Here is a 25914-nt window from a genome sequence, read left to right on the forward strand (position 1 = left end):
AATCGATGATTTGTCAACTGGCTATTGACATTCTTTGAAATTTGAATAGACTTAAGCCCGATGGCCCCGTCCCTTTTTACTCTTCCCGCATTGGTTCTTCTGTTTTTTATAAATTTGGCGCTTGGATATCTTTGTTTGAATCTTAAAGATAGCAAGCGCTTCTGTCGCGTGCTGCCTTTTTTTCTCTCTGGTTTCTTTACGGTATTGTGCCAGTTATTATTGGAATGTAACGATATCCCGGCACAGGCGATTGTTTTTGTCCGGATGCAATATCTGGGGTTCTGGTCATATTTTATCACTGTACCGTTGCTGGTGAATGCCCTCACCGAGAGCGATCTAAAGCCTTGGATCAAGTGGAGTTTGGGTGTTTTCGCACTCACCTCAATTATGACTTTATTCACGGGCGCTATTATTACCTCCGAACCAATCCTTTACCATAATTACTACTTCGCGCAATTGGGAAGATTTTATCCTATCTTTGCCTCCTTGTTATTTGTGGTCTGTATCCTCTCTTATCGCAACATCTTCATCTATGCCAATAAGCTGGAAGACCGGGCATTGCAGATCATCATGCCGGTTGGTCTTGGATTGTGCCTGCTATGTGGCCTGCTTGATTATGGTGGTAAACTACGCGGGAGCCCATTGTTACCTGGCTTTGAAAATACTTTTTCTTTGGGGATGGTGATCATCAGTCTTTCCTTTGGTATCTTCATTCTGGTTAATTATGCCCGCCTTATTCGGGAATACCACCGGTCATTAGCGAATCTGGAATTCCTGTTGCAAAAGAACGTAAAGAGTTTTGATGAATTTGTTCAGTTGATTGCCCGCACGATTGATGCCAAGGATAAATACACCGCTGGCCACTCCCTGAGGGTAGCAGAATATGCGGTCCGGATCGCCCGCCGTTTAAATCTTGAAGAACGACAGATCGAACTTTTACGCAAAGCCTGCCTTCTCCACGATATCGGCAAAATTGGTATTCCGGATGGCGTCCTCAACAAAAAATCTCCATTGACTGATAAAGAACGCTCTTACATCTTTCGACATCCGATATTGGGGAAGGAGATTTTGAGTCAGATGAGTGAATTTCATGAGATCCTTGATATCATATATTTTCATCACGAGCACTATAATGGTTCTGGATATCCCCACGGTTTAAAAGAAGATGAAATTCCTCTTTTAGCCCGGATTCTGGCGGTGGCGGATGCCTACGATGCGATGCTTTCGGAAAGGCCTTATCGTCCACCGAAGACTAAGCTGGAGGCGATAAAAGAGTTGCTGAATTTTAGCGGTAAGCAATTTGACCCGTATGTAGTGGAAAAATTTATTGAATCATTGTACCAAGAAAATTGCGAGATTTCACCGGATAATCTCCCTGATTAAGTATCGGTAATTAGGCTTTTTGCCAATCAAAAACACCGAGGGTAATTCATTGAGGATTGCTTCTGCCTTTTGTTTATCATCAGAGAAGATTTCTACCAGCGGTTCTCCCTTATCAACCCGTGCCCCTGTCTTTTTGTAAATTCTAAAACCACAACCCGGGTCGATCTGGTCTTCCTTTTTTAATCGCCCAGCCCCCAGTTTCGTCGCTAAAATACCCAGTTTTTGTGTATCAATCCTTTGGATATAACCACTCTTTTGTGCATGAAATAGACGGCGCTTTTGGGCGATGGGTAGTCTTCCGTAGTCTTCTATCACTTGCGCATCACCTCCCTGGGCAATGATGATCTCCTTGAACTTCCTCAATGCCTCACCCCTCACAATTTTTTCTTTTAAAAGTCTTGTTCCTCCCTTTACTTCCGCAAGCTTAAGCATCAGTAATGCAAGGGTGAAGGTGAGTTCCATTAGGTCTGGAGGACCTTTTCCTTTTAGGCATTCGATCGCCTCCATAACCTCCAGGGCATTACCCACATAAGCACCCAGGGGATCATTCATGTCGGTCAAAACAGCGATCGTTTTTACTCCGAATTTCTTGCCGGTCTGGACCAGATAATGGGCAAGTTGTTTTGCTTTTTTATAATCTTTCATAAATGCGCCATTGCCGAATTTTACATCCAGCACCAGACCATCAAGGTTTTCAGCAAGCTTTTTGGACATGATACTGGCTGTGATCAACGGAATAGATTCAACCGTGGCAGTGACATCCCGTAGACTGTAAATTAATCGGTCTGCCGGTGCAATCTCCTGGGTTTGTCCAATAAAACCAGCATTGATTGTTTTTAGCTGTTTTTTAAATTCCGTCAAACTCAGATCGGTTCTGAATTTAGGAATTGCCTCCAGTTTATCCAGGGTACCTCCGGTATGACCCAAACTCCGACCGGAAATCATGGGTATACAGATACCACAGCTGGCAACGAGCGGGGTGAGAATTAGGGAGATTTTGTCGCCTACCCCGCCGGTGGAGTGTTTGTCTATCTTTGGCAGTTTAATGTCTGATAAATCGAGAATGGAGCCGGATTGGAGCATGGCTTTGGTTAAAAAGGTTGTTTCTTCAAAATCCATACCTTGAAAATAGACCGCCATTAGGAAGGCAGCGAATTGATAATCAGGGATCAGACCGGCGGTATAATCATTAATCAATGATTCAATCTCAGAAGCATCGAGTTTCTCCCCGTTTCTTTTTTTGATGAGGATATCAAGGAAATTATATCCCATCACGATTATTATATCCGTGGGCTAAAGAAAAATCAACGGTCTAATATCGATAAAAAGTTGACAAAGATTAAAGGGGTGGGTATAATTTATCAAATTAAGAGAAAAGGAGTCCAAATGGGATATTTGTTGATGGGATTTATGATACTTGCAGCAAGCAGAGGACATGAGACTAAGGTTGGTCAGACAATCGTCTGGTCATTTGAAACGGGATGGCAAGACTGGACACACACCAGTAGCTATCAATTCCCCAATGCCTGGGGTATCGCAAGCTCCAATCTATACCCGGGTTGGAGACCACCTGATGCCCAAGATTTCTGTTTATGGTTTGATGATGCATCGGCTGGTCCTGGCGCACCTGTGTTTAAAGATACTGCCCTTTCTCCGCTCATTGTTCCGGATTCCACCACCACCTGGTTAAAATGGGGTGTAACATACAATTTCTTCGGCGGTGCAGAACGGTTAGAGATGGGGATTAAATATTTTGATGATAGCACCTGGCGTGTCGTGCCTTTAAGAATTTACACCTCCGATGTTTTAGGGCAATGGGATTCGGCAGATGTTAGTGCCTATAAGATCTATCCAAAAATCCAGGTTTATGTCTACTATGATGACGGCGGTGGCTGGCAATGGTATGGGGCAATTGACAATGTAACGATAAATGGAATGTTATACATACCGGACCATGATGTGGGCACGATTGCCATTCTTCAACCTCCGGAGAATCTGCTGCCCCATACGATATATCATCCTACCGCAATATTTAAAAACTTCGGAGGGAATCAAGAGGTTTTCCAGGGCCACTTTCAAATCGACTCTTCAGGGATTGTTATCTATCACCGCATTCAGAATGTAACTCTTTATCCGGGCGCGGATACTACCATCACCTTTGACGAATGGAGGAGTGGTGTCAATGTCGGTATGTCTTACTTATTCAAAGCATTTACCGTTTTAACCAGTGATATGAATCCCCTGAATGATACATTGGTGAAAACTGGTATCGTTAATCAAACATTCTGGGAGATTCTGCCGGCTCAGTTTCCACAGCCGAGCTCCGGGCACTCCCTGGCAACATTGCATAATGGTCGATATATGGTATTCGGACTCAATACCTCAGCGGGTTATACCCATCAGACCTGGATTTATGAGATAAATTCAGATCAGTGGATTGCGGGACCAATCAATCCCTATGGGTGTGGGGCTTACGGAACAGCCCAGGGGGTTCGGGGTAAATATTACCGGATAGGTGGTACTGATTCTTGGCCCACACCCATAGCCCGGGTCGAGATCTACGATCCTGTTTCTTCACAGTGGACAAGGGGTGCAGATTGTCCGATGGCTAATATTGATATGGTTTCTGGTGTTTATAAAGATTCCCTCATTTTCACTTTCGGAGGTGGTAACTGGGGAGGCATCGTCTTACCCCATACCAATGTTTACTTTTATGATACATACCTTGATAATTGGAGCCAAGCGACCAATATCCCTGGTCCGGGTCGGGGTTGTGCAGCAGGTGGAATAATTGATACCTTTGCTATTGTGGCCTGTGGCTATGATGGTTCAGCGGTCTACCGGAGTGATTATATTGTGGGCAGGATAAACCCCAATAACTGCGCACAAATCAACTGGAGCACACCTGCACTGATCCCGGGAATGGTGGGTCGGTATCGGGTGCCCAGTGGTATAGACCGGATAAACAAAGAGCTCTGGCTTGTTTGTGGCCAGATAACCGGAGGGACCAGCGATGAGATCTGGTCTTATAACCCATACACCAATACCTGGACAAACTGGAATAGACCAAAACCACATCCAGTAGGAAATGTTTCACCAATCGTGGTGACCCTGACGGCACTGGGCGACTTAGGTATATTTATTGCCAGTGGTTACTTGGGCGGAACTTTGATTTCGGAGCACGAAGTTTTCCATACTGGCTATTCTCCAGGCATTGAGGAAAACTTTTCCCTTGAAAAAAATCCATCGCAGGTTCTCATCAAGTTGCCTAACCCGACAGGCGCACATGTTCCAATCACTTATACTACCACTAAAACCGGCACAGTCACCCTGCATATTTACGATGTCACGGGCCGGCTGGTGCGGCGGCTGGTCAATCGGGTGCATGAGCCTGCCGGGGCAAAGACTGTTTACTGGGATGGTGAGGATGATCACAAAAGGTGCGTTCCCGGTGGGATTTACTTTATAAAACTTGAGGCGGAAAATAGAGTGATTAGTAAAAAATTTGTTCTTATCAGATAACTGAATTTTTGCTAATCCTCTAAACCGAAAACACCTCAATGTTAAAATTCTCTTTGAATGATCTGCATACGGTGCGGTTTTTTGTGAGTCAGAATAGAAAAAGAACCAGATGAAAAAGATTATGGAAACGGGATTAAGCGCATCCGGAAATCTTGCCTGAATCTTCTCCACTAAAATGTTTTATTTAGTGACAATAAAATCTATTTCGGAGAATGTCTGGCTGTTCTCCTCTCGTAGCGCAGGGCTTTAGCCTTGCAAGAATTAAAGAATGCAAACCCGAAGATTTGTCCTACACTGATAATTGTATATAAATAAAAGTTTTTCTCTGCCATTGATAGCCCATTAGGTGTGAAAGATAACTTCAAGAGAGTGGAGAGGACTCAGAAATCGACTAAGTCCTCTCCACTCTCTGTCAAATCATTTTTATGCGCTAAATTATTAGCGGTAGCCGCACCCTTCAGGGTGCGAAATACCCTGGGATTTAAAAACATTTATCCGCAGGCTAAAGCCTGCGCCTACCATTTTACCGGTTACCACCCGACTAACTTTTTATTTATGCAATGCGAAAGGCTTGCCCTACGAAGGGCATCAATCAAAACCTTGTCCGACACTGAAATTATTGGATGCCCTTACCAATTTTGCCCATAGGTTTTATTGTCACTAAATAAAACATTTTATAAAAATGTGGAGAGGCTCAGCGCAATTGACTCTTGACATTCTTGCAATTATATATATAATATTCAAATTAAAATTTTGGGGGAATAGCCCCAGATTAGTTTAAATTAATGATTTGGGAAAATAGAGCAAAGGAGTGCGTATGTTTGGAAAAAAGAAGAGAGTGGTCGGTCTTGATATTGGGTCAAGCCAAACCAAGGTAGTAGAACTTCTTCCCGGCAAGACCAAGAGATTATTAAATTACGGTATTTCCAAAATCTTGCCGGATGCAATTGTGGAAGGTGAGATTATCGACCGTGAAGCAGTTCTGGACTCAATAAAAACGCTTTTTGAGACTAGGAACATCACCACTCGGGATGTGGTGATTGGTTTAGCAGGTAGGGATGTGATAATAAAAAGAATCGTAATGGACCGCCTCAGTGAAGCCGAGACCCGGGAACAGATAAAATGGGAGGCGGAACAATATGTACCCTTTGATATCAATGAAGTATCTCTTGATTTTGATGTGGTCAATCCGAATTACGGTGAAAATCAGCAAGAAGTGGTGTTGGTTGCAGCAAAGAACGAACTCATAAACAACCTCACAGCCCTTTTAAAGGAAATAAATTTAAATCCTGTGATCATTGACACCGCGGCATTTGCGCTCCAGAATGCCTTTGAATACAACTATCAACCCAGTCCCGATGAGCTCATCGCCTTGGTTAATATCGGGGCGGGCATGACGATAATCAATGTTATAAAGGGTGGTTCCTCATTGCTTGCTCGTGATGTTTATTACGGTGTCAACTCTTATATCAATAAGTTGCAGAAAGAGATCGGTTTTAACTATGAGGATGCCGCAAATGCCGTAAAAGGAACAATTCCGGTGGGAGCCTCGAGCGATTCAATCCACGCAGTTTTTGAGTCCTTTGTTAATGACCTGAGCACACAGATTGAGAGAAGTCTACAATTTCTTTCTACGGTGACCGGAGAAGAACGTGTGAACAAGATGTACATAACCGGTGGGGGTGCACTAATTGCAAATATGGTTGATTACCTGAAACGAAGATTGAATATGAATGTAGAAATTTTCAATCCCTTTAAGAACATTTTATATGACCCCTCCATCTTTGCACCCGAAGGGGTTGAGGTTGTGGGACCGCTTCTTACTCAGGCTGTCGGACTTGCATTAAGGGGGGACTAATGATAAAAATAAATCTATCGCCTAGCCCTAAAAAGGCGAAAGCGCCAAAGGCAAAAGCCGCAAAACCCGGGGCCCCAGCCATTAAGTTACCCGCCGTGAAATTGGGTGCCCTTTATATCCTGGGAATTGCGGTGGTTGTGATCATTATCGCGCTATTTCTGATTATACAATCGAGTAAGATTGGTGGATTAAACCGTGATATTACCCAATTACAGACGAAACTTGATGAATTAAAAGTGTATGTCGCCACGGTGGATAGCTTGAAAAAACGCGAGAAGGAATTAATGACCCTCCTCAGCCCAATTAAAGAACTAAATAGGAATAGATTTCTTATTGCTCACATCCTCGATGAGATATCTGCACGCCTCCCAGAATTCACATGGCTGACAATGCTCAATGTTTCTTCCCAGAACATTGACATCAAGGGCACGACTGCATCGAATCTACTCGTTGCGGAATTTATGAATCGTCTGGAGGAATCACCCTACATTGGCAATGTCGACCTCACGGTTCTGGAAAAAAAGACTGTGGAGAAACAGGAGATGATGGAGTTTACCTTAACCGCAAATGTTAAGATTGATTCAGCAGGAGGTACAAGATGAATTTAAAGGAGACAAAAACCCAACAGGCGATTGCGTTTTTTATTATTTTGATAATTGTGCTCGTGCTCTTTTTCAAACTCCCCTATGCTGCGAATCAGAAAAAGATTGAAGCCCTTACCGCAAGAAAAGATTCATTGCAGATAAAAGTTCAGGAAGCCGAAGCGGCGAAAGCCCGGCTCCCGGAATTGCAGGCGACGATTGCCCGACTGGAAGCCGAATGGGAAGTGGCGAAAGAGATGTTGCCTCAGGAAAAAGAGATTCCAAAATTGATTCAGCAGATCTCTAATTCGGGTACCAAAGCGGGTGTCAGTTTTCTTTTATTCAAACCTGGTGGCCCGGTGGCGAGACAGAATTATTCCGAGATTCCTGTTCAGATAAAGGTGGCTTGTGGCTATCATCAACTGGGGAGATTTCTTTCCAATCTCGGCAATCTTCCCCGGATTGTTAATGTGCCTTCGGTGAAGATCGTTCCGGGGAAGGATCGAAGCACCGAAGCCGAATTGCAGGCAATTACTTACACTGTGGCTAAAACACAGGAGGTGCCAAGTGGTATTCCACGCCGTCGCTAATCTTATCTGTGTTTTATTAATTTTTAATCAGACACCCGCCGCCGATTCGCTATTCCCGGTAGAGAAGTATAACTATGAACCCGCTGGTCGGAGGGATCCCTTCGTTCCTTTGCTCGGGCTCGAATTGGGTGGTGGTAAGACTGGCCATTTAAGTCCGGAAAATTTGCGTCTCATCGGGATTTTGTGGGGAGACCGCGGGTACTATGCACTGGTAAAAGATGGCCAGGACAATGGTTACATTTTAAAGCGTGGCGACCGCGTTGCCGGTGGTCATGTTAGTGAAATTAATAATCAGGCAATAGTTTTTGAAATCATGCATGCCGGAGTTGTGACCAAGTATGAATTACGACTCCAAGAGGGAAAAGAAAGGAGGTAAATTATGAAATTTTTGTTAACAATTCTTTCAATTCTCGCACTGCTCAATGGAACAATCATCAAGGATATAGTGGTAAAATCGGAAGGAGTTAATACCAAATTGGTCATTGAATCCGATGGTCCTTTCATCGCCAATGCATTCAGTTTGAAGGATCCCTCAAGATTGGTTGTTGACTGTTCAGGGGTTTCCAGTGCGCTCACCGGTAGAAGTTATGTTCTCAATAGCGGCGGGATAAAAGAGATCTCCATCACTGGCTTTGCCGGGCAACCCGACTTGGTCCGGGTAGTCGCCAAACTGAATCAGGATTATTCTTTTTTAACCACCACTGAAGGTAACAATTTTATCGTAACCTTGCTCACCGGACTCACAGCACCTATCCCCACCTGGCAGGCTTTGACAGCCCAGGCGATGAGCACCGTCCCCACCGAAGCACCTCCACCGGTAGTTCCTACTGCCCGGCCACCAGTAAGTATCACAGGCCGGCCGATCAGCATCGACCTTGAAAATGCCGATATTTTAACCGTTTTGCGGGCACTCTCTGAGTATGCTGGGGTGAACATTGTCGCGGGAAAGGATGTAAAGGGAACGGTTACGGTGAGATTGCATAATGTTCCTTGGAAACAGGCATTGGAGATAATTCTACGAGCAGCTGGGTATGCATACCGTGAGGATCCTGGTGTGATTCGGGTCGATACCGCAGAAAACCTTGATAAACAAGATTTTGATCTGCCTCTTATTTCTAACATCTATAAACTGGAATTTGCTAATCCTTCTGAGATGTTAAATAAAATACAGGCGATGCTTTCACCCAAGGGTAAGGCAAATGTCGATGAACGGACGAATTCGGTGGTTGTGACGGATGTGGAGCCGATTCACGAAAAGATTAAACAGTTGGTCAAACTTCTCGACACCCCGACACCTCAAGTAGAAATTATGGCGAAGGTGGTGGATATCGATGCCTCGCAGTCTCAGGGATTGGGTATCAACTGGACACTCAAAGGGCTGGAAAGCAGACTTTTGAGAGTTGATGTGACAAGTAATCCCACCCCAGCAATCGCGGGTTATGGGGTTTTCAATGTTGGTACGGTTCCATCCTTGGCCCAGGTAAATGCTACAATAAACATGCTCGAAGAGAAGGGCAAGGCAAATACCATCTCAGCACCACGGGTTTCAGCAGTGGATAACAAAAAGGCATCAATACTCGGTGGTCAGCGTTTCGGTATCCCAACCCGAGATATGGCAGGTAATACGGTTATTCAATTCTATACCGTGGGTACAAAACTGGAAGTTACTCCTCACATCAATTCCCTCGAAGAAATAACGATGGAGATCCATGCTGAGGTAAGTGAATTAGACCGTGCTTCAGCCCTTGCCGGACGTCCGATAATCACCACTTCCGAGGCCGATACCAGGGTTTTGGTGAAAGATGGGAATACCGTGGTCATCGGTGGTTTTATCCGAAAGAAAGAAACAAAGAATGTGCGGGGGATACCGATTCTTAAAAATATTCCCATCATCGGTGCTTTATTCCGTGAGACGACAACAACTTACGAAGACCGCGAGTTGTTGATATTTATTACGCCCACGATAATTAAATAAGAAACATAAATCATAACTTTATTAGACGCCCCCGAAGCACATCCGTGTGCTTCGGGGGATTCGCTAAAAAATGAAGATTTTAACGGGAATCTATAAAGGTAGGAACATTAAGACTGCTCCAACCGGAATCAGACCGACGAAAGCGATAGTTCGTGCAGCAGTATTCAATATCCTTGGCGACTTGGTTATTGATGCCTCAGTGCTTGATATCTTTGCCGGAACTGGAGCGATGGGTATTGAAGCCCTTTCCCGTGGAGCAAGATTTTGTGTTTTCATCGAAAAAGATCCCCATGTTCTTTTCAAAAATATTAAGATGTTAAAACTCCAGAAGCAAGTGAGGGTAATAAAACAGGATTTTCGGCCGGGTTTAAAGAAGATCAAGGATATGAATTTTGATATTGTGTTTATTGATCCACCTTACCAGAGAAGATATCTTACAGAGGTCTTAAAGATCCTGCTCTTTTTAAATCTTATCACCAAAGGAAGTGTTGTGGTTGCAGAATATTCGGGTTTCAATCTTCCATCCATCCCTGAGGAATATTCCATAATAAAGACCAAACGGTATGGTGAAACAATAGTTTCTTTTTTAAAATTAAAGGAGAGTGAATGATGAGAAAGGCGGTCTATGCCGGAACATTTGATCCCATCACCTACGGTCATGTAGATGTGATAAACCGGGCAATAAGGATTTTTGATAAGATAATCGTGGGTGTCAGTGCCCGTCCAAAAAAAACACTATTCACCCTTGAGGAGAGAATCGATATGATACAGGAGATATTTAAAAATAATCCTCGCGTGACCGTTAGGGGTTTTTCTTCGTTGTTAGTGGAATTTGTTGAGTCGGTATCGGCCCGGACGATAATTCGGGGAATCCGTGCGGTTTCTGATTTTGATTATGAATTTCAGATGGCGCTGATGAACCGGAAATTGAATCCAGATATCGAAACCCTTTTTTTGATGCCTTCAGAGAATTATATCTTTATCAGTTCTTCGTTAGTCAAAGAAATTGCGGCGCTGGGTGGAGATGTCTCAAAACTGGTGCCACCGCCTGTGAAAAAAAGATTGATGGAGAAGTTTAATATTAAACCTTGATGCTGCGTTCAAGGAACATATGTCTTTTAATCTTTTGTGTCGTGGTCTTAGGAAATTCTTCTTCTCGGATTTCAAACTTGGTGATGCGTTTATAAGGGGGCAAATCCTCATTGACCTTTTTTATTTCTTCCCGAATTAAATTCTCAATATCATTAAATTGTAAATTGAGGTTGTGGGTAATGCTATATTCTTCAAGCAGTTCGTAATCGGGAAAGATTAAAGCGCAAACTTCTTCTTTTTTGGTGCAGGCATCGATTCGGGGAACGACCAGAACCTCTTTTATCCATTTGCTCGTCAGCAATTTTTCTTCTAACTCTTCAGGAATTATATTTTTGCCGGAGGCGGTCACGATCAAACTTTTCTTTCGTCCTGTGATATGAATGTATCCTTCGGCATCGATATAACCCAAATCCCCAGTATAAAGCCAGCCATCCTTTAATACTTCCGCAGTCGCTTCTTTATTATTATAATAGCCGAGCATCACATTAGGCCCTTTCACCATTAATTCCCCTATACCATCTTCATCCGGCTCAGAAATTTTTACTTCAATTCCGGGTAAGGGTTTACCCACGGTTTCGTTTTTGGGGCGATCCGGAGGATTTACTGACACCACGGGCGCGGCTTCGGTCAATCCGTAGCCCTGTAAAATTGGGATACCTAACATTTCCAGACCCCGGGCAACTTTTGCTGATAAAGCAGCTCCTCCAGAGACTGCCAGCCGCAAATTTTCTAATCCCATCTCTTTGCGTATCCGACTGAAGAATGGTCGGCGCAAGAATTTAAAAATAGAAGTAACACCACTCATAGTGGTGAATAACAATTTAGCTGGCAGGGGAGCTCTGGCGATTTTACGTTCTACACCCGCAAGAAATTTTTCAAACAAAAGGGGAACTGCAATTAGACATGTAACTTTTGCCTCTTTAAAAGTGGCAATTAGCTCGTTGGGTTTTAGACTCGGGGGATAATAAATGGATACCCCCCGATATAGAGGATATAAGAATCCGCAGGTGGCTTCAAAAGTGTGGTGCATAGGGATTATTGAGACAAAGGTATCTGTAGGATAAACCGGGATGACCTTTTCTATTGATTGGAGGTTGGCGATGATATTCTTATGACTGAGCATGACTGCCTTTGCCAGTCCAGTGGTTCCAGATGTGAAGATTAAGACCGCCAGGGCATCAGGTTCGATCTTGATTGAATGTTCCCCGGTTGGGGTGGGGAGTTTCTTGATCTCTTCCATACTTATGATCCATTTTAACCTCTTGAGGTCGCCTTTAAGCCCAACGATTTTGTATTTATGGAGTTCCGAGACCAACACACCCTTTGCCTCACTCTCACGAAGGATATGGAGCAATTCCGCTTCGGAATGCAGGGCATCAAGAGGGACACAAACAAGACCCGCACGCAAAATTCCCAGATAACTGATTGCCCATTCCGGACTGTTTTCACCTAAGATGGCAAAACGCTCTTTAGGTTTTAAACCAAGATGGAGGAGATACTGCTGGAGTGCGAGGACGCGGTCTTTTAATTGGGCATAGGTATAAACTGTATTGCCCTTCTTTAAGGCGATTTTTTCTGGATAATTTTTAACCGAGTGTTCGAATATCTCACCGAGGGTTTTCATCCACACTCCCCAAAATCATAATATTATCCCGCCCTTTTTTTAACAAAATCGGTATCAATTCGTCTACCCGATATTTTTCGCGCAAAAGAAAAAATTCCAAAAGCATGGGAAGATTGACACCACAAATAATCTTTAAATTTTTGTTTTCTCTCAGAATATTAAGACATGAGATTGCACAACTGCCTCCGGGTAAGTCGACAAAGACGATTTTTTCGTCTCCATCCGAACCCAACGATTTTTTTAACAATTCAGTCAAAGTACTGCAGGATAAGTTTTCATTGGAGAATACTTCGACCATCTCCTGTTTGCCGAGAATCTTTTCCACAGTATTTAGCAGCGCCTGTGCAAGGTTTCCATGACCAATTATTACACCTTTAATCATTCAATATCCTCGTCAAAATGGACACTGGGAACTTCCCTTTTTAGAAGTAGGCGGCGCAATTCTTCGTTGTATTCCCGGGCAACATTTATACCCCTTAACTCCAGGAGATAGTTCATTGCTACAACTTCGGCGATAACCGAAATATTCTTCCCCGGGGTAAGGGGTAACTTGATATAAGGAATTGCCACGCCCAGAATCTTTTTAGTTTTTTTGGTCAGGCCCAATCTCTCATACTCACCTTTTGTCTCGGACCAGTAAACGAGTTCGATGATTATTTCAATCCTTTTGCGAAGGCGGACGGCTTTTACTCCAAAGATCCGAAAGATATCAACAATCCCCACCCCACGGATTTCAAGGTGATGTTTAAGCTTATCGCTTTTTTCCGCGCCCATGCCGATTAACATCTCACCCCGACGGACCACCTTTACCAGATCATCTGCTACCAAACGGTGGCCACGCTCCACCAAGTCCAGGGCGCATTCGCTCTTGCCGATGCCTGGTTTTCCCAGAAATAATACTCCAACGCCGTATATGTCCATCAGCGTGCCATGTAGATAAAGGGTGGGGGCAAGTTTATAATCCAGATAGGTAGAGAGGGCATGGATGAATGGGGTGGTAGACATCGGCGTCCGCAAAATCGGAATTTTCCTTTTTTGTGCTTCATCAATAAATTTTCTGTCAATGGCCAGTTTCTTGGTGACAATCACACATGGAGTGCCTAATCGCATTATTGTGGCGATGCGCCGGGCTTTTACTTTTTCCTCCAGGGTCTTTAGATACGAAGTCTCGGTTTTCCCAATGATCATGATCCTTTCGCTCAAGAAATAACCGGTATAGCCGGCAAGGGCAAGTCCGGGTCTAAAAATGTCACAGCTCGTTATTATCCTGCGGGCGAGGAAATCTTCTCCGGTAATTATTTCAAACGAAAAATCGTCTTTTTTCTCTTCGTATAAAGTTTTGGCAGTTATTTTGGTCATACGCGCTTGGTTTTGGCAGCCATTCTTTTTCGTTCTTTAAATTTATCCTCGTATTTTTGTAACTGCCTTTCGGCTTTTTTTGCCACATCAATTATCCCCTGATATATATCCTGGGTATTGACTTTGCAGGTGATGGTGGAGTGTTTGACCCGGAGTGTGAGTTCCACGATACTGATTGATTTATCTTTTTCCAATATTAGATTACCATCGATGATGTGATGCTCAAACCTCCTTAACTTGCCAAGTTTACGACCTGCAAACTCAGTTATTGCATCGGTCAAGGTAAAATTTCGTGCCGAGATCGTAATGTTCATCATGCCTCCCTACATTAAAGTATAAATAAAAATTTAAATAATTCAAGGGCATTGATAATCAACAATTTATAACTTTAATCTCCTTAGGTTCTCTTTAAGGTTGCCTTCAAAAAGATATGAGGCAACAGCTATTCCATCTGCACCCGCCCTGATGACTGCGCGATAATTTTTCTCATTAATGCCTCCGATACCGATGATGGGTAAGGAGATTTTAGCTCTCAATTTTCGGATTAAATTTAGACCCCGGAGTTGGGTGTCCAGTTTGGTCTGGGTTGGATATATCGCGCCTACCCCTAAATAATCTGCACCATCTTTTTCAGCCTTCAGGGCTTCCTTCAAGTTATGGGCAGAAATTCCGATAATGGCTTTTTCTCCAAGCATCGCGCGGGCAATCCTGAGCGGCAGATCATCCTGACCTAAATGGACACCATCGGCTTTGGTCCCCAGGGCAATATCCGGTCGATTGTTGATGATAAATTTGATCTCGGGATTGGTTATTGCCTTTTTAATCTTTTCGGCAACCTGAAAAAATTTTTTATCCGGAAGGGTCTTTATCCGCAATTGAATCATCGTCGCACCATTTTCCTGGAGAATCTTTACTGTCTCCCTTAGCTCTATTTTTTCAAGATATTTTTCATCGATGATTGCATATAATTTAGGGTTGAATCGCTTTTGACTTGTTTCAAGAACAATCTTTTCTATTTCATAGATGCCGAACCTTATTTCCTTCATCTGCCGGCCCGCTTTTTTATTTTTCAAACGCAGGATTTCTTCGATGATTCGGGATGCTTCTTTAGCCCGGGTAAAATTTGCCAGGATGAGGTCAGTCTCCTGGGAACGGGGGATTCTATCAAAATCGGGAGTTCTGCCTGCATCCAATTTAATACAGCGATGGGAGATTATCTCTGAGAGGGAAAGAGATTTTTTTAGTAAAAAAAAATCATATCTTAATTTTCGGATTTTTTCCAAATGTCGTGGATTTTTGAGTTCAAACCGGATATAATCCTCAATAAATTTTAAAGATTCACTGAGACGATTTAAATTGACATCAAGGATTTGCGTCCATTGCACGATTAATTATATCAAAAGCGACTGTCATGTCAAGCGATAGGTGGACTTGGATGCTCGTGATTTTTGATGGGGTGTATCCTACTTATGAATTGGGATTACCAGTTTTGAACAATGTTCAAGCTTACGCTCCATTGACAAAACGACCAAAATCCTTATAATTATCGGGTGTGCCTGATTATTCTCTTTATCCTTAGTGAGTATCAACCCCAGACCTTGGCGGTTCCACCATTTGAACATACCTTTGGTTTTTATCGCGCCTCCAAGTATTACCTCCGTCTCTTCATCGGTCCGAATTTTGATTATAATGACCCTCAAGGCATTACCGCTGTAAAATTAAAAGAACTTGATGACCCCCGGACCAAGCGTGATGACGATGAACTTACAGTCTTTGCCGTAAATTCAGGGTCCGGGCAGATTGTTTATAATATTGGTCTAAAGGAAGTAAGAGTTTATGGGAACGAAAAGATTTTTTCCCAGCCTAAAGGGATTGTGGCTAATGAAGACGGATTGATTGCGCTTGCCGATTTCGGTAACCGACGGGTCGTCAAATTACAATACACCAAAGGTAAATTAGAGATAATAGGTGAGATAAAACTTCCTGGACGCCCATTTGGTGTCAGTTTTGATTCAAAAAATAATCTTTATGTAACCGACTACGATAATTCAAAGATATATGTCTATTCGCCAGAGGATTCATTGATAAAATCCTTTGGCAAGGAAGGACAGGCGTATGGTGAGATATACCATCCGATGGGGATAGCAGTCATCGATGCTGCCGCTCCCCATAATCATTATCGTGATGAGTTTATTGTCATTACTGACAACGATGGTAAACGGGTTTCCCGTTTTGCTACTTCGGGCCGATTTCTAAACTCGGTTTATAGTTTTGAAATCGGCTTCGCTGAGGCAAATTTTCTTTACTGTGCGATTGACTACTTTGGGAATATTTATATCACCGATGAAAAGAATGACCAAATCCATAAGTTTGATCATCAGCTGACTTATATCATCTCCGAAGGTCGGACCGGAACCGGACAGGGCGAATTTCATTCTCCGAGAGGAATTACTATCAATCGGCGCTATGGTCAGGTTTTTATAACTGAGAAAGAAGGTGGACAATATCTCTGGATCGCCATAGATGCTATCTTTGTGGGTTGTTTTCCTAAAGTGTTTACTCAAACACAGCCAGGAACCACACTTGCCCTTTATGTCACGGATGAAGCCCGGATTGATATTGATATCTATGATCAGACAGGTAAGAAAATAGGTAACCTGATTGACGGATTAAAAAAACCCCCTGGGGAAGTGCTTATTGTCTGGGATGGGCGTGACCAAAACGGCAATGTCGTGCCACCGGGTGAGTATGAATTCCGTATCACAGTGCGGGCACGTCATGGCCATGGTACAAGAATAAAAAAATATTTAAGAGGGATAGTGAAATGCATCGCATCATGAGTATAAAAAAATTTTGGTTTCTGGTAATCATCTATAATTTGGTTGGGACAATAGGATTCGCGACCAAATACGCTGGTGAATTTCAGGATCTAATTGTCGGTGGAAGGGTTTGTGGCATGGGTGGAACGGGTGTTGCTCAGGGTAATGATCTGAGCGCCCTGCTTTTGAATCCTGCCCTCTCACCATTCCTGCAACGCTCATTGCAGTTCATGCACGCGGAGAATTTCTCGGGTGTGGTCAAAAATGAATTTGGTGCTTTGGTGATAACCCAGAAAAATCTTGCTTATGGACTTGGTTTCCAGTTAGTCTCGGTAGGTGGTATTAAGTTAACGACTCTTCCTGATACCACCCGACCCCCGGGTTATGATAATCAACCGATCCCTTACGATACCGTTGCCACCCACGATTGGGTATTTTATCTTAATGCTGGTAAAACGAAGAACTTTTTTGCCTACGGATTAAATCTAAAATTTTACTATCGCGACCTCTCTGTGCTAAGGGGGTGGGGAGCAGGAGTGGATGGTGGTCTTAGGTTCGCACTAAAAAATTTCACCTGGGGTATTAGTATCCGGGATATAATCCTCTCACCCATCTATTGGGAGAGTGACAATCGGGAGTATATTGCTTCAAAAATCGCCATCGGAGGAGCTCCGCAGATCCCTCTGGATCAAATAAATTCTGTTTTGATTATCGAAACCGACATCGTCAAAGACCTTGCTCAGGATGACTTTTTCCTCCTCCAGGGTATTGAACTGGCGTTCCGGCAGCGAATATATGGTCGTGTCGGTCGCTATGGTGAGCGTCTCACTGCGGGTGTGGGTTTACGGTATCAGAGATTACTCTTTGACTACGGGCTTATCACCCATAATGATTTAGGTATTTCTAACAAATTCTCACTCCTCGTTCAATTTTAAACCCCAAACGATGCTCAAGGCGGAAATATTTCGGAAACTATTGAATCTTTGGGCAATATTCATTCCGGTTTTATACTACCTTTTGCCCCAGACTTCTGCTCGTTCCCTGCTTTTTACAGTCACCATGATCATCGTAGCAATAGATTTTATCCGCCTTCATGTCAATGGAGTAAAAGAAGGTTTCATTCTTTTCTTTGGTTCTTTTCTCCGCCGCCACGAGTTGACGAACCTTAGTGGTGCAACCTATCTCCTTTTAGGTTGTCTGATTACCGCATTCCTGTTTTCGCGACCGGTGGTGATCGCTGCCTGCACATTTACCATCGTGGGCGATACCTTTGCGGCAATGTTCGGTCAGAATATAAAAGGTCCGAAACTTTTTAAAAAAACATTGATTGGTAGCCTTGCTTATTTCGGTGCCAATGTGTTGATGGTCTTTGTTCTTCATTCTTTGTTAAATATTTCTTTCGCGGTGTTATTTTGGGGTGCACTATGCTCAACATTTTTTGAAGCCTTGCCTTTGCCCTGGGACGATAATTTTTCGGTGCCGATACTCACCGGCATCGCCATGAGTTTGATTATTTAAGAATTCTTAACAAAGAAAATAATAGTATCCCGCAGCCAGCAATGATTGCTCCAATCCAACCCATAAGACATAAGGAGGTGACAATAATTCCAGCCATAAAAACCCCGAGGGCGATATAAAAGAGGGCTTTTTTATAATCAAGGTCTAGCAAATAGGCTAAAAGCGCACCAGTCCAGGCACCAGTCCCGGGGAGAGGGATGGCGACGAATAACATGAGACCGACTTCCTCGTATTTCTCAATCATTGCGCTTTTCCTGCGGGTGCGTGTGAATAACCAATCAAAAAATCTTTTGAATAAAATGAGGCGAGACAAAATATTGGTGATGGGTTTCAAAAAATAAAGGATAAAGGGAACAGGCAGGATGTTGCCCAGGAACGAAATCAAAAATGCCCGGGGCCAGGGAATTTTAAAAAGATTGATTGCCAGAGGCAGTGCCCCCCGCAATTCTACCACTGGAATCATGGAAGTCAAAAAGACTGCCCATTCAGGGGAGAATCCTCGGGCTACGAGTTCTTGAGGATTCATACCATCCCTCCTTTTTTTCGGATAATCCAGTCAATCAGAATGAGCATGAATATTAGAAGATAAAAGAATGGTTTATCAAAGGTAAAATTTATAATTTCGTATCTTGTTTCTCCAGCTGGAGGCTTAAATGTTTTCAACATTGAGATATCGTAATAGGCACCTTTGGTCATTTTGGCGATTTGCTCGAGCCGTGACACATTGAGCCACTCTTCGTATTCTTTCTCTTCTGCCGTGACCTCCAAATTTAATGGATTGCTATGCAGGGTATCATTCTGGAGCGTTCCCTTTACCCACAAGGTATAAGTACCGGCTTTTTCGGCCGAGAATTGAGTTTCGTAATATCCAGGTCGGGTTTCAATGAATGGGATTTTTTTATTCTGATATTCGAGATAGAATTCGCCCCCGGATCCCAAACGGAGATTTTGGTCGTAGGCTTTGAGATAGAGTTTAACGATCTCTCCGGGATGGTATTTACTCTTCGGGATTTTTACCCAGAGCCGTGTGCTTCCACCATAAGGCGAGAGAAACCGTATGATATCATTTATCAATTTTTTAAGGATATCTTGATTATTTAAATTACTCTGGATGAACTGCCACACACCAAGATCCGAAATGTTGATCTGGAATACAACGCCCGAGACTAATTTTCGATAACCCAATACCGGAAAAGAACCTGCTTGGGCGATCAAGACGGCATTCTGATTCACTCCTAATACCTGATTAATCCGGGAAACGGCCGGATATTCGATGCCAGGCGCAAGGATTGAAAAAGGAATGATAATTTTAACCGGTAAATCCTGCAGGTACTGGCTGCCGGAGACTTTAAAAGGGAGTATCTCATTGAGGGCAGCGCTCATTCCATAGATATTGCCACAGACCAATAGCCCTTTTTTCGGAGCTAAAAAATCCCGGAACTTTTTATCATAAGTAATGGCGTCAATGTTATCCAGAATAAGGATATCAAAGGCTGATAATACTATACGATTTTCATTCACCCATTTCCCAATGCCCTCATAACGACCCGGCGCAATCTGGATGACCGAGGCGAGTTCGATGTCCGGATTTTCTTTAAGTGCGCGGCTGATGAAGAATGTATTAAATGAAGGATGGTCAGTGTAGTATAAAACCGATGCCTTTTTTTCAAATACCGTTATCAGAAATTCTTGTTCATTATCCAGATAATTTGATTCTGAGACCTGGGGTTCCAGTTTTATTTTAAAGCGTTGGGTGCCGGTGCGGGTCGGGACGAGATCAAAGACTACTGATTGGCGGGCATATTGCTCGGAAAGTTTACATTCCTTTTTCAGGGTAGACTTCTCTGTTATTAAGTTTATCTTACCAATTTTATTGCCCAAACCCGTTGCTTCAATAACAACTTCAACTTTAATTGTATCATTGAGAAAAGCATAATCCGGGTAGAATATTTCGGCAATTGCCTGATTGCTTTTTATCTGCTCGCCCACCCCAAAACAATAGATCGGAATTTTGAAGTCTTTGATTATTTCCTCGGGCGGAGGTCCAAGGTTATGGTTGCCATCGGATATCAGAATTATTGCCGATGGTACAAGTTTTGCCGCAAAAGTCAGGGCTTGGGTGATATTGGTGAATCGTGGATTTACCCCGGTCGTATCCGCATATACTGAATCGCTGAAAAAAAATTTTTGAAACGGAAAATTTAGCGAGTCGAGTATACCAAAAATTGAATGGAGAAGGGGCAAGACGCTTGGTGAAAAATCCACCAGCATTATTGGTGGAGAAGAATTTATCTCTCTTTGATACTGAAAACTAAAATTACTGATGAGTAAATATAAAATGCATAACGCACCGAGCCGGAGTAACAGCTGTCCCACTTTTTTACGGTAGAGCAGAATACAACAAATGCCGGCAATGATACTAATAAATAAGGGAATCAATGTTAACAACTCCAGGCAACAGTTTGATTAAATTTTCTTTTACTACCGATACCGAATCGGCGCCGTAACAATTAGCACCCAAGATTTGGAGGTAATAATTACTGCTGTCGCGCACTTCAAACAAAAATTCCCCCTTTTCAACTGTGCTTATTCCCAACGGCCTGGTCCGCGTAAGAATGCCAATCCCATTGATCAGCGGTGTATCATTTACTACTGCTTTTCCCCTTATGAATAAAGGTTTGTATAATGAATCCGGAGTGATGGTGGTGATAAATGGTGGTGCAGCATTTCCTGCTAAATCCTTAATCTCCTGGATGAATAGATAGTAAGTTGTATCATAATTGAATGAATCACTCCCAGGGTCAAGCAATAGGGTTTTTAGATTTCGCCAGATAGGGGGGATTTTTTTTGCAGGGACGATATAAAATTTCAGAGAACTTGTATCCATTGGTTCGGAATATTCCACGACAAATTTTTTTGATTTGGGTCCTTTTGAGTAAGAGACCGGAAGGGGAGGAATGGTGTCTTTCTTTGTTGAAGAGATGAATTTTGTTTTAAAAAAACCACTCCGTCCACTCCGGTCATAAACCCGCCCCTGCAGATTATACTCTCCCGGTCGCATTGTTGGGGTGAAAATAAAAATCTGATCCGGAGTATTTCCATGGGTTACATATATAATCTCTAAGGTCTCTTTTTCCGTGTAAATCAAAAAGTTTTCCGGGTTCATGCTTAGAGAATCTATCTCCTCGGAAAAATTGAGAATGATTTGATGGCTATAAAATGGGATCACCCGGGTAAGCTTTGGATCGACCCGGTCGATGCGTAAAGGTGGGGCTTTATGGGCACAGAATAAAGAGATAATAATGAACAGTAGATAAAAACAGTGCCGTCTTACCATACTTTTTATTTTAATGTTTTTCGCTCAAAAGTCAATTCATTTTCAAAAGTTTCTTTAAGTGGGACTGAGCCTTCAGAGGTCCGTAAGGGATAATCAAACGGGAGAGCGTACGATATACCTCCTTGAGAGCCGGGTCTTTCTGTAAAATTTGGAGGTGTGCTTTGATGGTTTTGATATCACCCCGGGCAATGGGTCCACTCAATGCCTTGCGGAGTCCGTATTTTTTAATATTATCAATCGTTTGTTGCATGAGAGGAAGAATAATAGTATAGAAATCATTTTTCTGCCAATTGAGTTTTTTGGTCATCATCTTGATACCAGTTCCCAGCGCAACGAGTAAATTGCTGGCGAAGACACCGGTTAAATGATACAAACCCTTCTTCCCTTTTTTCATGGGACGGATGAAAAAATATTTACTGGGAAATATCATCCGGGCAATTTTTTGGCATCCTTTATCACCTTGGAGGAATAAAAAGTACTTTTTTTGGAGCGGGGGCAAGGTAATAACAGGAAAGGTAGCAAAAGGATGGGCTGAAGCCCGGACGACAAATTTATCCTTTGGGAAGATTTCAGCCGGTAGTAACCCGCTGCAGTGAAATAAATATTTTTTGTCTTTGATATATTTTCGGGCCTGCTTATACGCCTTCAAAATTTCGTCGTCAGGAGTGGCAAACAGCAACACTTCTGAATTTTTGATTAACTCTCCATAATCAGGATTATTTTTTATTTTCAGAAGGCGCAACGCCAGGTGCAATTTTTTTCTATCTCTGTCATAGATTCCAAAGAGGTGGTTTGCCTTTTTTAGAAAATATCCCAGGGTTATTCCAACCCGGCCGCAGCCGATGAGGGCTACTTTCATTATTTAGGCAAGATTGGGGAGTAAATCTTCGAGTACGGGATAAAGGGCGACAGAATCGCAGTGCAGCGCAGGGTCAATCTTATTTACCAGGTCTTTCAGAATCCGACTCGGTCCAATTTCCAAAAAATGTTCATAACCCTGTGCCCTTAAACTATTAATCGCCCCCACCCAATCTACTCTTGCAAGCATCTGTCTTTTTAAAGAATCTTTAATCTGCATGCCATCGGTAAGAATTTTTTGTTCCACCACCGAAAAGAACTTATATGTCGGGGTGCGAAATGGAATCGTATCTAAAAATTCGCTGAATTCTTCTGAAGCCTCTTTGAGATAAGGACTATGCCAGGCACCTCCGACATCCAAAGGAATCCCCCGGCCCCTATTCTTTGTAGCAAACTGGGCAATCATTTGAATCCCGGTCTTGGAACCAGAGATTACAATCTGGTTAGGGGCATTGATATTAGCGATTACCACCGGTTCTTTTATCTCTTCGCTCACTTGCCGGCATTTCTCTTCCAGGAGATTCTGGTCAATGTTGATGATTGCCATCATCCCACCGTGTTTTGCACCCTTTTCCATCACCTCACCGCGCTTCTGGATCATACGTATACCATCAGTAAAATCCGTAATACCACAGTAGACGATAGCGGTTGCTTCACCTAAACTATGGCCCAAGGAGACCTCGCCAGCAATCCCCATTTCCTTAAGAATTTCGGCGTAGGCAAGAGAAACTAAACTTATTGCGGGCTGGGCAATGCTCGTCATCTTGCTCGTTTCACTCGCCTTTTCACCCCACAAATATTCTTTTATATCATAACCAAGGATTTCACAGCCCTGATCAACGATTTCTTTTGCCTTCGGATATTTGGAATAGAGTTCCCGACCAATGCCGGGTTTGAACGCACCTTGGCCATCGAACAAAAAGACGATTTTTTTCATACCCTGCTCCTTTTTTAAATCGTGGCGATTGCCAGACCGACAGCCAGTTCTTTAGTGTGGCTGATGCTAATAAAAATTTTATCAATTTTTAATTCCGTGCATATCTCTTTTGCCCGTCCGGACAAAACTACATAGGGAGCGCCGCTTTTTTCATTCAGGATTACTACATCCCGGTAACTTATTCCCCGACGCCAGCCGGTCTTGATCGCCTTCAAAACCGCCTCTTTTGCCGCAAACCTTCCGGCCAGTTCTTCATACCGGAAGACCCCCCGCTCGGAAAATTTTAATTCTTCAGGTGCGAAGATTTTATCGACAAAATTTTTGTGCTTCTCCACTGCTGATTTTATTCTTGTCACCTCAATTATATCAATGCCAATTCCGAATATCGCCATTTATTTTTTAACCCCGATGCCGGTGACCGAGGGACATTTTATCCTTACCCGTTCATACTTTTTGCCAATCGCGGGTTTTTTGACAAAATATCCACCAATCTCAATCCGATAATCGCCTACAGTGCCCACCAGCACCCCTTTTTTATTCTCATACCAACGGATCGCGCGTTTTTTGGGATTTACTGCACAGATGATATTCAATTCTCCGGGGACTGTGGTCAAAAGGTCCTCGGCCGAGGGCGTGATATAAGCCCGCGATTCGCCAAACGCGGTATGGGAATGAAATTCGCCGATGTATTCTAAACCTTCGGAGAGGAGTCGTAATATTGAGTTTACCCTCTCCACCCTCTTTAAATCAATCGTCACATGGGCAAAACTACTCTCTGCGGTCTGGTATGGTATGGCGTATTCCACTACATATTTATTCTCGCCTTTAACACCCACGAGATAACCGATGGTCTCTTTTTTAAAAGTCTCAATGGAAGAAGAGACGATGGACAAAAAAGCTGGCAGGCTTAAAAACGCTTCAATATCCTTTTTGGGGATTTCAACATTAATTTGTTCCACGTTCGTATTGCGCAATGATGTTAGAAATCCTTTTGATACACCTCTCCTGCCCGATTAACTCCATTGTTTCAAAGAGTCCTGGACCAGCATCGGTCCCAGTGATATAAACACGCAGGGGGTGGATTAATTCACGGGCTTTAATTTTCTTCATTTCGCAGAATTTCCTCAGCTTTTCTTCTATCACCGGGGCGCGGTAGTCGTTGAGGCTTTGTAAAATAACAGTAAATTCTTTAACCAGGCTGATGCTTTTTTCATCAAGATATTTTTTTAGAATATTTTCATCGTAGAGAAATTCCTCACTGAAGAAATACTTTGCATTGGCAATATCCTTTAGAACTTTCAGACGCGGACGCATCAAAAGGCATACCCGCTCAACCCAGTCTCTATTCTTGTTATATTCTTCCTCGGTAATATAACCGGTTGCCAGGACAAAAGGTTTGATGTTTTTTAAAAAAGTTGCCTCATCAATCCGGTTGATGATATAGTGATTATTCAACCATTCCAGTTTTGTTTCGTCATAGATGGCATTTGCCGGATTAATTCGCTCCAACGAGAAGAGTTCAATCATCCTTTCCCGACTCATAATCTCCTCATCACCACCCGGTGACCAGCCTAACAGGGCGAGGAAGTTAATCAGGGCATCGGGAAGATACCCGGCATCCCGGTATTCTAATACGGAGCGGGCTCCGAGGCGTTTCGATAATTTCTTTTTATCCTTGCCCAGGATTACCGGCAGATGGGCAAAAGACGGTATCGGAAAATTGAACGCTTCATAAAGGAGGATTTGTTTAGGGGTATTGGCGATATGCTCAACCCCACGGATAACATGGCTGATGCGCATCAGGTAATCATCTATCACACAGGCAAAGTTATATGTTGGCATTCCATCGGATTTGATGATTACAAAGTCTTCGATATCCGAGGCATTCTTTTCAACTGTTCCGTGGATGATATCTGCAAATACAATCTTTTTTTCCAGAGGCACTTTGAACCTCAATGCCGGATTGATACCGGCACTCTTTCTTTTTTGTTTCTCTTCATCAGAAAATTTCTCCCGACAGCGGTGCTGCCAGTTCAATTTTTTTTCAAAATGTTCCTTTCTTTCTTTTTCTATCTCTTCTTCCGTACAGTAACACCAATAGGCTTTATCCTCTTTAAGTAAGTTTTGGGCATAATCTTTATAGATTTCCTTCCGTTCAGATTGGAAATATGGTCCGAAATCCCCGCCTTTTTGGGGACCTTCATCCCATTCCAGGCCAAGCCAGTTAAGCGATTCCAGTATCACCCCAGTCATCTCTCGGGAGGAACGGGTGACATCTGTATCTTCAATCCGGAGGATGAATTTGCCACCATTATGCCGGGCAAAAAGCCAGTTATAAAGCGCTGTGCGGGCACTACCAATATGAAAAAAACCGGTAGGACTGGGTGCAATTCTAACTCTAATCTCCTGTTTCATGATAAATCTATTATGCCTGATTGCCCCTAATCTTCACCAGAAACCA

26 protein-coding genes are annotated in these 25914 nt (G+C 43.1%); 12 read left to right on the forward strand and 14 right to left on the reverse strand.

Annotated elements, in window-relative coordinates; genetic code table 11:
* Nucleotides 1-60 precede the first annotated feature (60 nt).
* Nucleotides 61-1383, forward strand: a complete 1323-nt coding sequence (locus tag ABIL39_01875) for an HD-GYP domain-containing protein (GenBank protein MEO0164869.1) — start codon at nucleotides 61-63, stop codon at nucleotides 1381-1383.
* On the opposite strand, the gene ABIL39_01880 is transcribed toward ABIL39_01875, so the two are convergent.
* The gene (locus ABIL39_01880; protein MEO0164870.1) at nucleotides 1360-2655 is read right to left on the reverse strand and encodes a thymidine phosphorylase; all 1296 of its coding nucleotides are present in this window, start codon (nucleotides 2653-2655) and stop codon (nucleotides 1360-1362) included. The genes ABIL39_01875 and ABIL39_01880 overlap by 24 nt on opposite strands.
* 114 nt (nucleotides 2656-2769) lie before the next feature.
* On the opposite strand from ABIL39_01880, the gene ABIL39_01885 reads away from it, so the two are divergent.
* The 8 genes from ABIL39_01885 (at nucleotide 2770) to coaD (ending at nucleotide 11001) form a co-directional block, all read left to right on the forward strand.
* On the forward strand, nucleotides 2770-4905 hold the full coding sequence (locus ABIL39_01885) for a T9SS type A sorting domain-containing protein (GenBank protein ID MEO0164871.1): 2136 nt from the start codon (nucleotides 2770-2772) through the stop codon (nucleotides 4903-4905).
* An 817-nt stretch (nucleotides 4906-5722) separates the two neighbouring features.
* Nucleotides 5723-6763 carry a type IV pilus assembly protein PilM gene (gene pilM / locus ABIL39_01890; protein MEO0164872.1) on the forward strand — a complete coding sequence of 347 codons (1041 nt, stop codon included), beginning with the start codon at nucleotides 5723-5725 and terminating at the stop codon, nucleotides 6761-6763.
* Nucleotides 6763-7365, forward strand: coding sequence for a PilN domain-containing protein (locus ABIL39_01895; protein ID MEO0164873.1), 603 nt, complete (start codon nucleotides 6763-6765; stop codon nucleotides 7363-7365). Before pilM ends, ABIL39_01895 begins: the two co-directional genes overlap by 1 nt.
* The gene (pilO, locus tag ABIL39_01900; GenBank protein ID MEO0164874.1) at nucleotides 7362-7934 is read left to right on the forward strand and encodes a type 4a pilus biogenesis protein PilO; all 573 of its coding nucleotides are present in this window, start codon (nucleotides 7362-7364) and stop codon (nucleotides 7932-7934) included. Before ABIL39_01895 ends, pilO begins: the two co-directional genes overlap by 4 nt.
* Nucleotides 7912-8310 carry a hypothetical protein gene (locus ABIL39_01905; GenBank protein ID MEO0164875.1) on the forward strand — a complete coding sequence of 133 codons (399 nt, stop codon included), beginning with the start codon at nucleotides 7912-7914 and terminating at the stop codon, nucleotides 8308-8310. The genes pilO and ABIL39_01905 overlap by 23 nt, the downstream gene beginning before the upstream one ends.
* 3 nt (nucleotides 8311-8313) lie before the next feature.
* Entirely contained in the window at nucleotides 8314-9909 is a 1596-nt protein-coding gene (locus ABIL39_01910) for a secretin N-terminal domain-containing protein (protein MEO0164876.1), read from the forward strand.
* Nucleotides 9910-9979: 70 nt separating this feature from the next.
* Nucleotides 9980-10519, forward strand: a complete 540-nt coding sequence (gene rsmD, locus ABIL39_01915) for a 16S rRNA (guanine(966)-N(2))-methyltransferase RsmD (GenBank protein ID MEO0164877.1) — start codon at nucleotides 9980-9982, stop codon at nucleotides 10517-10519.
* On the forward strand, nucleotides 10519-11001 hold the full coding sequence (coaD, locus tag ABIL39_01920; GenBank protein ID MEO0164878.1) for a pantetheine-phosphate adenylyltransferase: 483 nt from the start codon (nucleotides 10519-10521) through the stop codon (nucleotides 10999-11001). The genes rsmD and coaD overlap by 1 nt, the downstream gene beginning before the upstream one ends.
* On the opposite strand, the gene ABIL39_01925 is transcribed toward coaD, so the two are convergent.
* The 5 genes from ABIL39_01925 to thiE form a co-directional block, all read right to left on the reverse strand.
* Nucleotides 10991-12625, reverse strand: coding sequence for a long-chain fatty acid--CoA ligase (locus ABIL39_01925; GenBank protein MEO0164879.1), 1635 nt, complete (start codon nucleotides 12623-12625; stop codon nucleotides 10991-10993). The two genes, coaD and ABIL39_01925, sit on opposite strands and share 11 nt — an antisense overlap.
* On the reverse strand, nucleotides 12609-13007 hold the full coding sequence (locus tag ABIL39_01930) for a hypothetical protein (protein ID MEO0164880.1): 399 nt from the start codon (nucleotides 13005-13007) through the stop codon (nucleotides 12609-12611). Before ABIL39_01930 ends, ABIL39_01925 begins: the two co-directional genes overlap by 17 nt.
* Nucleotides 13004-13984, reverse strand: a complete 981-nt coding sequence (gene hprK, locus ABIL39_01935) for an HPr(Ser) kinase/phosphatase (protein MEO0164881.1) — start codon at nucleotides 13982-13984, stop codon at nucleotides 13004-13006. The genes ABIL39_01930 and hprK overlap by 4 nt, the downstream gene beginning before the upstream one ends.
* Nucleotides 13981-14298, reverse strand: coding sequence for a ribosome-associated translation inhibitor RaiA (gene raiA / locus ABIL39_01940; protein ID MEO0164882.1), 318 nt, complete (start codon nucleotides 14296-14298; stop codon nucleotides 13981-13983). The genes hprK and raiA overlap by 4 nt, the downstream gene beginning before the upstream one ends.
* 66 nt (nucleotides 14299-14364) lie before the next feature.
* Complete coding sequence (thiE, locus tag ABIL39_01945) at nucleotides 14365-15369, reverse strand: thiamine phosphate synthase (GenBank protein MEO0164883.1); 1005 nt, start codon at nucleotides 15367-15369, stop codon at nucleotides 14365-14367.
* Between the two features lie 165 nt (nucleotides 15370-15534).
* On the opposite strand from thiE, the gene ABIL39_01950 reads away from it, so the two are divergent.
* Genes ABIL39_01950 through ABIL39_01960 form a run of 3 tightly spaced genes read left to right on the forward strand, consistent with a single transcriptional unit; the run spans nucleotide 15535 to nucleotide 18321 of the window.
* Entirely contained in the window at nucleotides 15535-16824 is a 1290-nt protein-coding gene (locus tag ABIL39_01950; protein ID MEO0164884.1) for a FlgD immunoglobulin-like domain containing protein, read from the forward strand.
* On the forward strand, nucleotides 16809-17738 hold the full coding sequence (locus tag ABIL39_01955; GenBank protein ID MEO0164885.1) for a hypothetical protein: 930 nt from the start codon (nucleotides 16809-16811) through the stop codon (nucleotides 17736-17738). The genes ABIL39_01950 and ABIL39_01955 overlap by 16 nt, the downstream gene beginning before the upstream one ends.
* Before the next feature lie 10 nt (nucleotides 17739-17748).
* Nucleotides 17749-18321, forward strand: a complete 573-nt coding sequence (locus ABIL39_01960; protein ID MEO0164886.1) for a hypothetical protein — start codon at nucleotides 17749-17751, stop codon at nucleotides 18319-18321.
* Here ABIL39_01960 and ABIL39_01965 read toward each other — a convergent pair.
* Genes ABIL39_01965 through gltX form a run of 8 tightly spaced genes read right to left on the reverse strand, consistent with a single transcriptional unit; the run spans nucleotide 18314 to nucleotide 25868 of the window.
* On the reverse strand, nucleotides 18314-18847 hold the full coding sequence (locus tag ABIL39_01965) for a small multi-drug export protein (protein MEO0164887.1): 534 nt from the start codon (nucleotides 18845-18847) through the stop codon (nucleotides 18314-18316). The two genes, ABIL39_01960 and ABIL39_01965, sit on opposite strands and share 8 nt — an antisense overlap.
* Nucleotides 18844-20760: a hypothetical protein gene (locus ABIL39_01970; GenBank protein ID MEO0164888.1), complete on the reverse strand. Its 1917-nt coding sequence runs from the start codon at nucleotides 20758-20760 to the stop codon at nucleotides 18844-18846. The genes ABIL39_01965 and ABIL39_01970 overlap by 4 nt, the downstream gene beginning before the upstream one ends.
* A complete protein-coding gene (locus tag ABIL39_01975) occupies nucleotides 20741-21658 on the reverse strand; it encodes an Ig-like domain-containing protein (GenBank protein MEO0164889.1) in 918 nt (305 codons plus the stop codon). The genes ABIL39_01970 and ABIL39_01975 overlap by 20 nt, the downstream gene beginning before the upstream one ends.
* Nucleotides 21659-21689: 31 nt before the next feature.
* Nucleotides 21690-22517: a DUF2520 domain-containing protein gene (locus ABIL39_01980; GenBank protein MEO0164890.1), complete on the reverse strand. Its 828-nt coding sequence runs from the start codon at nucleotides 22515-22517 to the stop codon at nucleotides 21690-21692.
* 3 nt (nucleotides 22518-22520) lie between these two features.
* Nucleotides 22521-23453, reverse strand: a complete 933-nt coding sequence (locus ABIL39_01985) for an ACP S-malonyltransferase (protein ID MEO0164891.1) — start codon at nucleotides 23451-23453, stop codon at nucleotides 22521-22523.
* A 14-nt stretch (nucleotides 23454-23467) separates the two neighbouring features.
* A complete protein-coding gene (gene acpS / locus ABIL39_01990; GenBank protein MEO0164892.1) occupies nucleotides 23468-23845 on the reverse strand; it encodes a holo-ACP synthase in 378 nt (125 codons plus the stop codon).
* Entirely contained in the window at nucleotides 23846-24412 is a 567-nt protein-coding gene (locus ABIL39_01995; GenBank protein ID MEO0164893.1) for a Mov34/MPN/PAD-1 family protein, read from the reverse strand.
* Nucleotides 24399-25868 carry a glutamate--tRNA ligase gene (gene gltX / locus ABIL39_02000; protein MEO0164894.1) on the reverse strand — a complete coding sequence of 490 codons (1470 nt, stop codon included), beginning with the start codon at nucleotides 25866-25868 and terminating at the stop codon, nucleotides 24399-24401. Before gltX ends, ABIL39_01995 begins: the two co-directional genes overlap by 14 nt.
* Nucleotides 25869-25914: the final 46 nt, after the last annotated feature.

This window comes from candidate division WOR-3 bacterium, from assembly GCA_039802205.1.
GTDB lineage: Bacteria > Hydrothermota > Tepidihabitantia > SM23-42 > JAOAFX01 > JAOAFX01.

What these genes read in the sequence shown, in the direction of transcription:
- ABIL39_01930 (MEO0164880.1), bottom strand. Translation starts at nt 13,007, where the DNA reads ATGATTAAAGGTGTAATAATTGGTCATGGAAACCTTGCACAGGCGCTG.
- ABIL39_01985 (MEO0164891.1), bottom strand. Translation starts at nt 23,453, where the DNA reads ATGAAAAAAATCGTCTTTTTGTTCGATGGCCAAGGTGCGTTCAAACCC.
- ABIL39_01975 (MEO0164889.1), bottom strand. Translation starts at nt 21,658, where the DNA reads ATGGTAAGACGGCACTGTTTTTATCTACTGTTCATTATTATCTCTTTA.
- ABIL39_01895 (MEO0164873.1), top strand. Translation starts at nt 6,763, where the DNA reads ATGATAAAAATAAATCTATCGCCTAGCCCTAAAAAGGCGAAAGCGCCA.
- acpS (MEO0164892.1), bottom strand. Translation starts at nt 23,845, where the DNA reads ATGGCGATATTCGGAATTGGCATTGATATAATTGAGGTGACAAGAATA.
- pilM (MEO0164872.1), top strand. Translation starts at nt 5,723, where the DNA reads ATGTTTGGAAAAAAGAAGAGAGTGGTCGGTCTTGATATTGGGTCAAGC.
- gltX (MEO0164894.1), bottom strand. Translation starts at nt 25,868, where the DNA reads ATGAAACAGGAGATTAGAGTTAGAATTGCACCCAGTCCTACCGGTTTT.
- ABIL39_01925 (MEO0164879.1), bottom strand. Translation starts at nt 12,625, where the DNA reads ATGAAAACCCTCGGTGAGATATTCGAACACTCGGTTAAAAATTATCCA.
- rsmD (MEO0164877.1), top strand. Translation starts at nt 9,980, where the DNA reads ATGAAGATTTTAACGGGAATCTATAAAGGTAGGAACATTAAGACTGCT.
- ABIL39_01910 (MEO0164876.1), top strand. Translation starts at nt 8,314, where the DNA reads ATGAAATTTTTGTTAACAATTCTTTCAATTCTCGCACTGCTCAATGGA.
- ABIL39_01955 (MEO0164885.1), top strand. Translation starts at nt 16,809, where the DNA reads ATGCATCGCATCATGAGTATAAAAAAATTTTGGTTTCTGGTAATCATC.
- ABIL39_01980 (MEO0164890.1), bottom strand. Translation starts at nt 22,517, where the DNA reads ATGAAAGTAGCCCTCATCGGCTGCGGCCGGGTTGGAATAACCCTGGGA.
- ABIL39_01875 (MEO0164869.1), top strand. Translation starts at nt 61, where the DNA reads ATGGCCCCGTCCCTTTTTACTCTTCCCGCATTGGTTCTTCTGTTTTTT.
- pilO (MEO0164874.1), top strand. Translation starts at nt 7,362, where the DNA reads ATGAATTTAAAGGAGACAAAAACCCAACAGGCGATTGCGTTTTTTATT.
- ABIL39_01960 (MEO0164886.1), top strand. Translation starts at nt 17,749, where the DNA reads ATGCTCAAGGCGGAAATATTTCGGAAACTATTGAATCTTTGGGCAATA.
- ABIL39_01885 (MEO0164871.1), top strand. Translation starts at nt 2,770, where the DNA reads ATGGGATATTTGTTGATGGGATTTATGATACTTGCAGCAAGCAGAGGA.
- hprK (MEO0164881.1), bottom strand. Translation starts at nt 13,984, where the DNA reads ATGACCAAAATAACTGCCAAAACTTTATACGAAGAGAAAAAAGACGAT.
- raiA (MEO0164882.1), bottom strand. Translation starts at nt 14,298, where the DNA reads ATGAACATTACGATCTCGGCACGAAATTTTACCTTGACCGATGCAATA.
- ABIL39_01965 (MEO0164887.1), bottom strand. Translation starts at nt 18,847, where the DNA reads ATGAATCCTCAAGAACTCGTAGCCCGAGGATTCTCCCCTGAATGGGCA.
- ABIL39_01880 (MEO0164870.1), bottom strand. Translation starts at nt 2,655, where the DNA reads ATGGGATATAATTTCCTTGATATCCTCATCAAAAAAAGAAACGGGGAG.
- coaD (MEO0164878.1), top strand. Translation starts at nt 10,519, where the DNA reads ATGAGAAAGGCGGTCTATGCCGGAACATTTGATCCCATCACCTACGGT.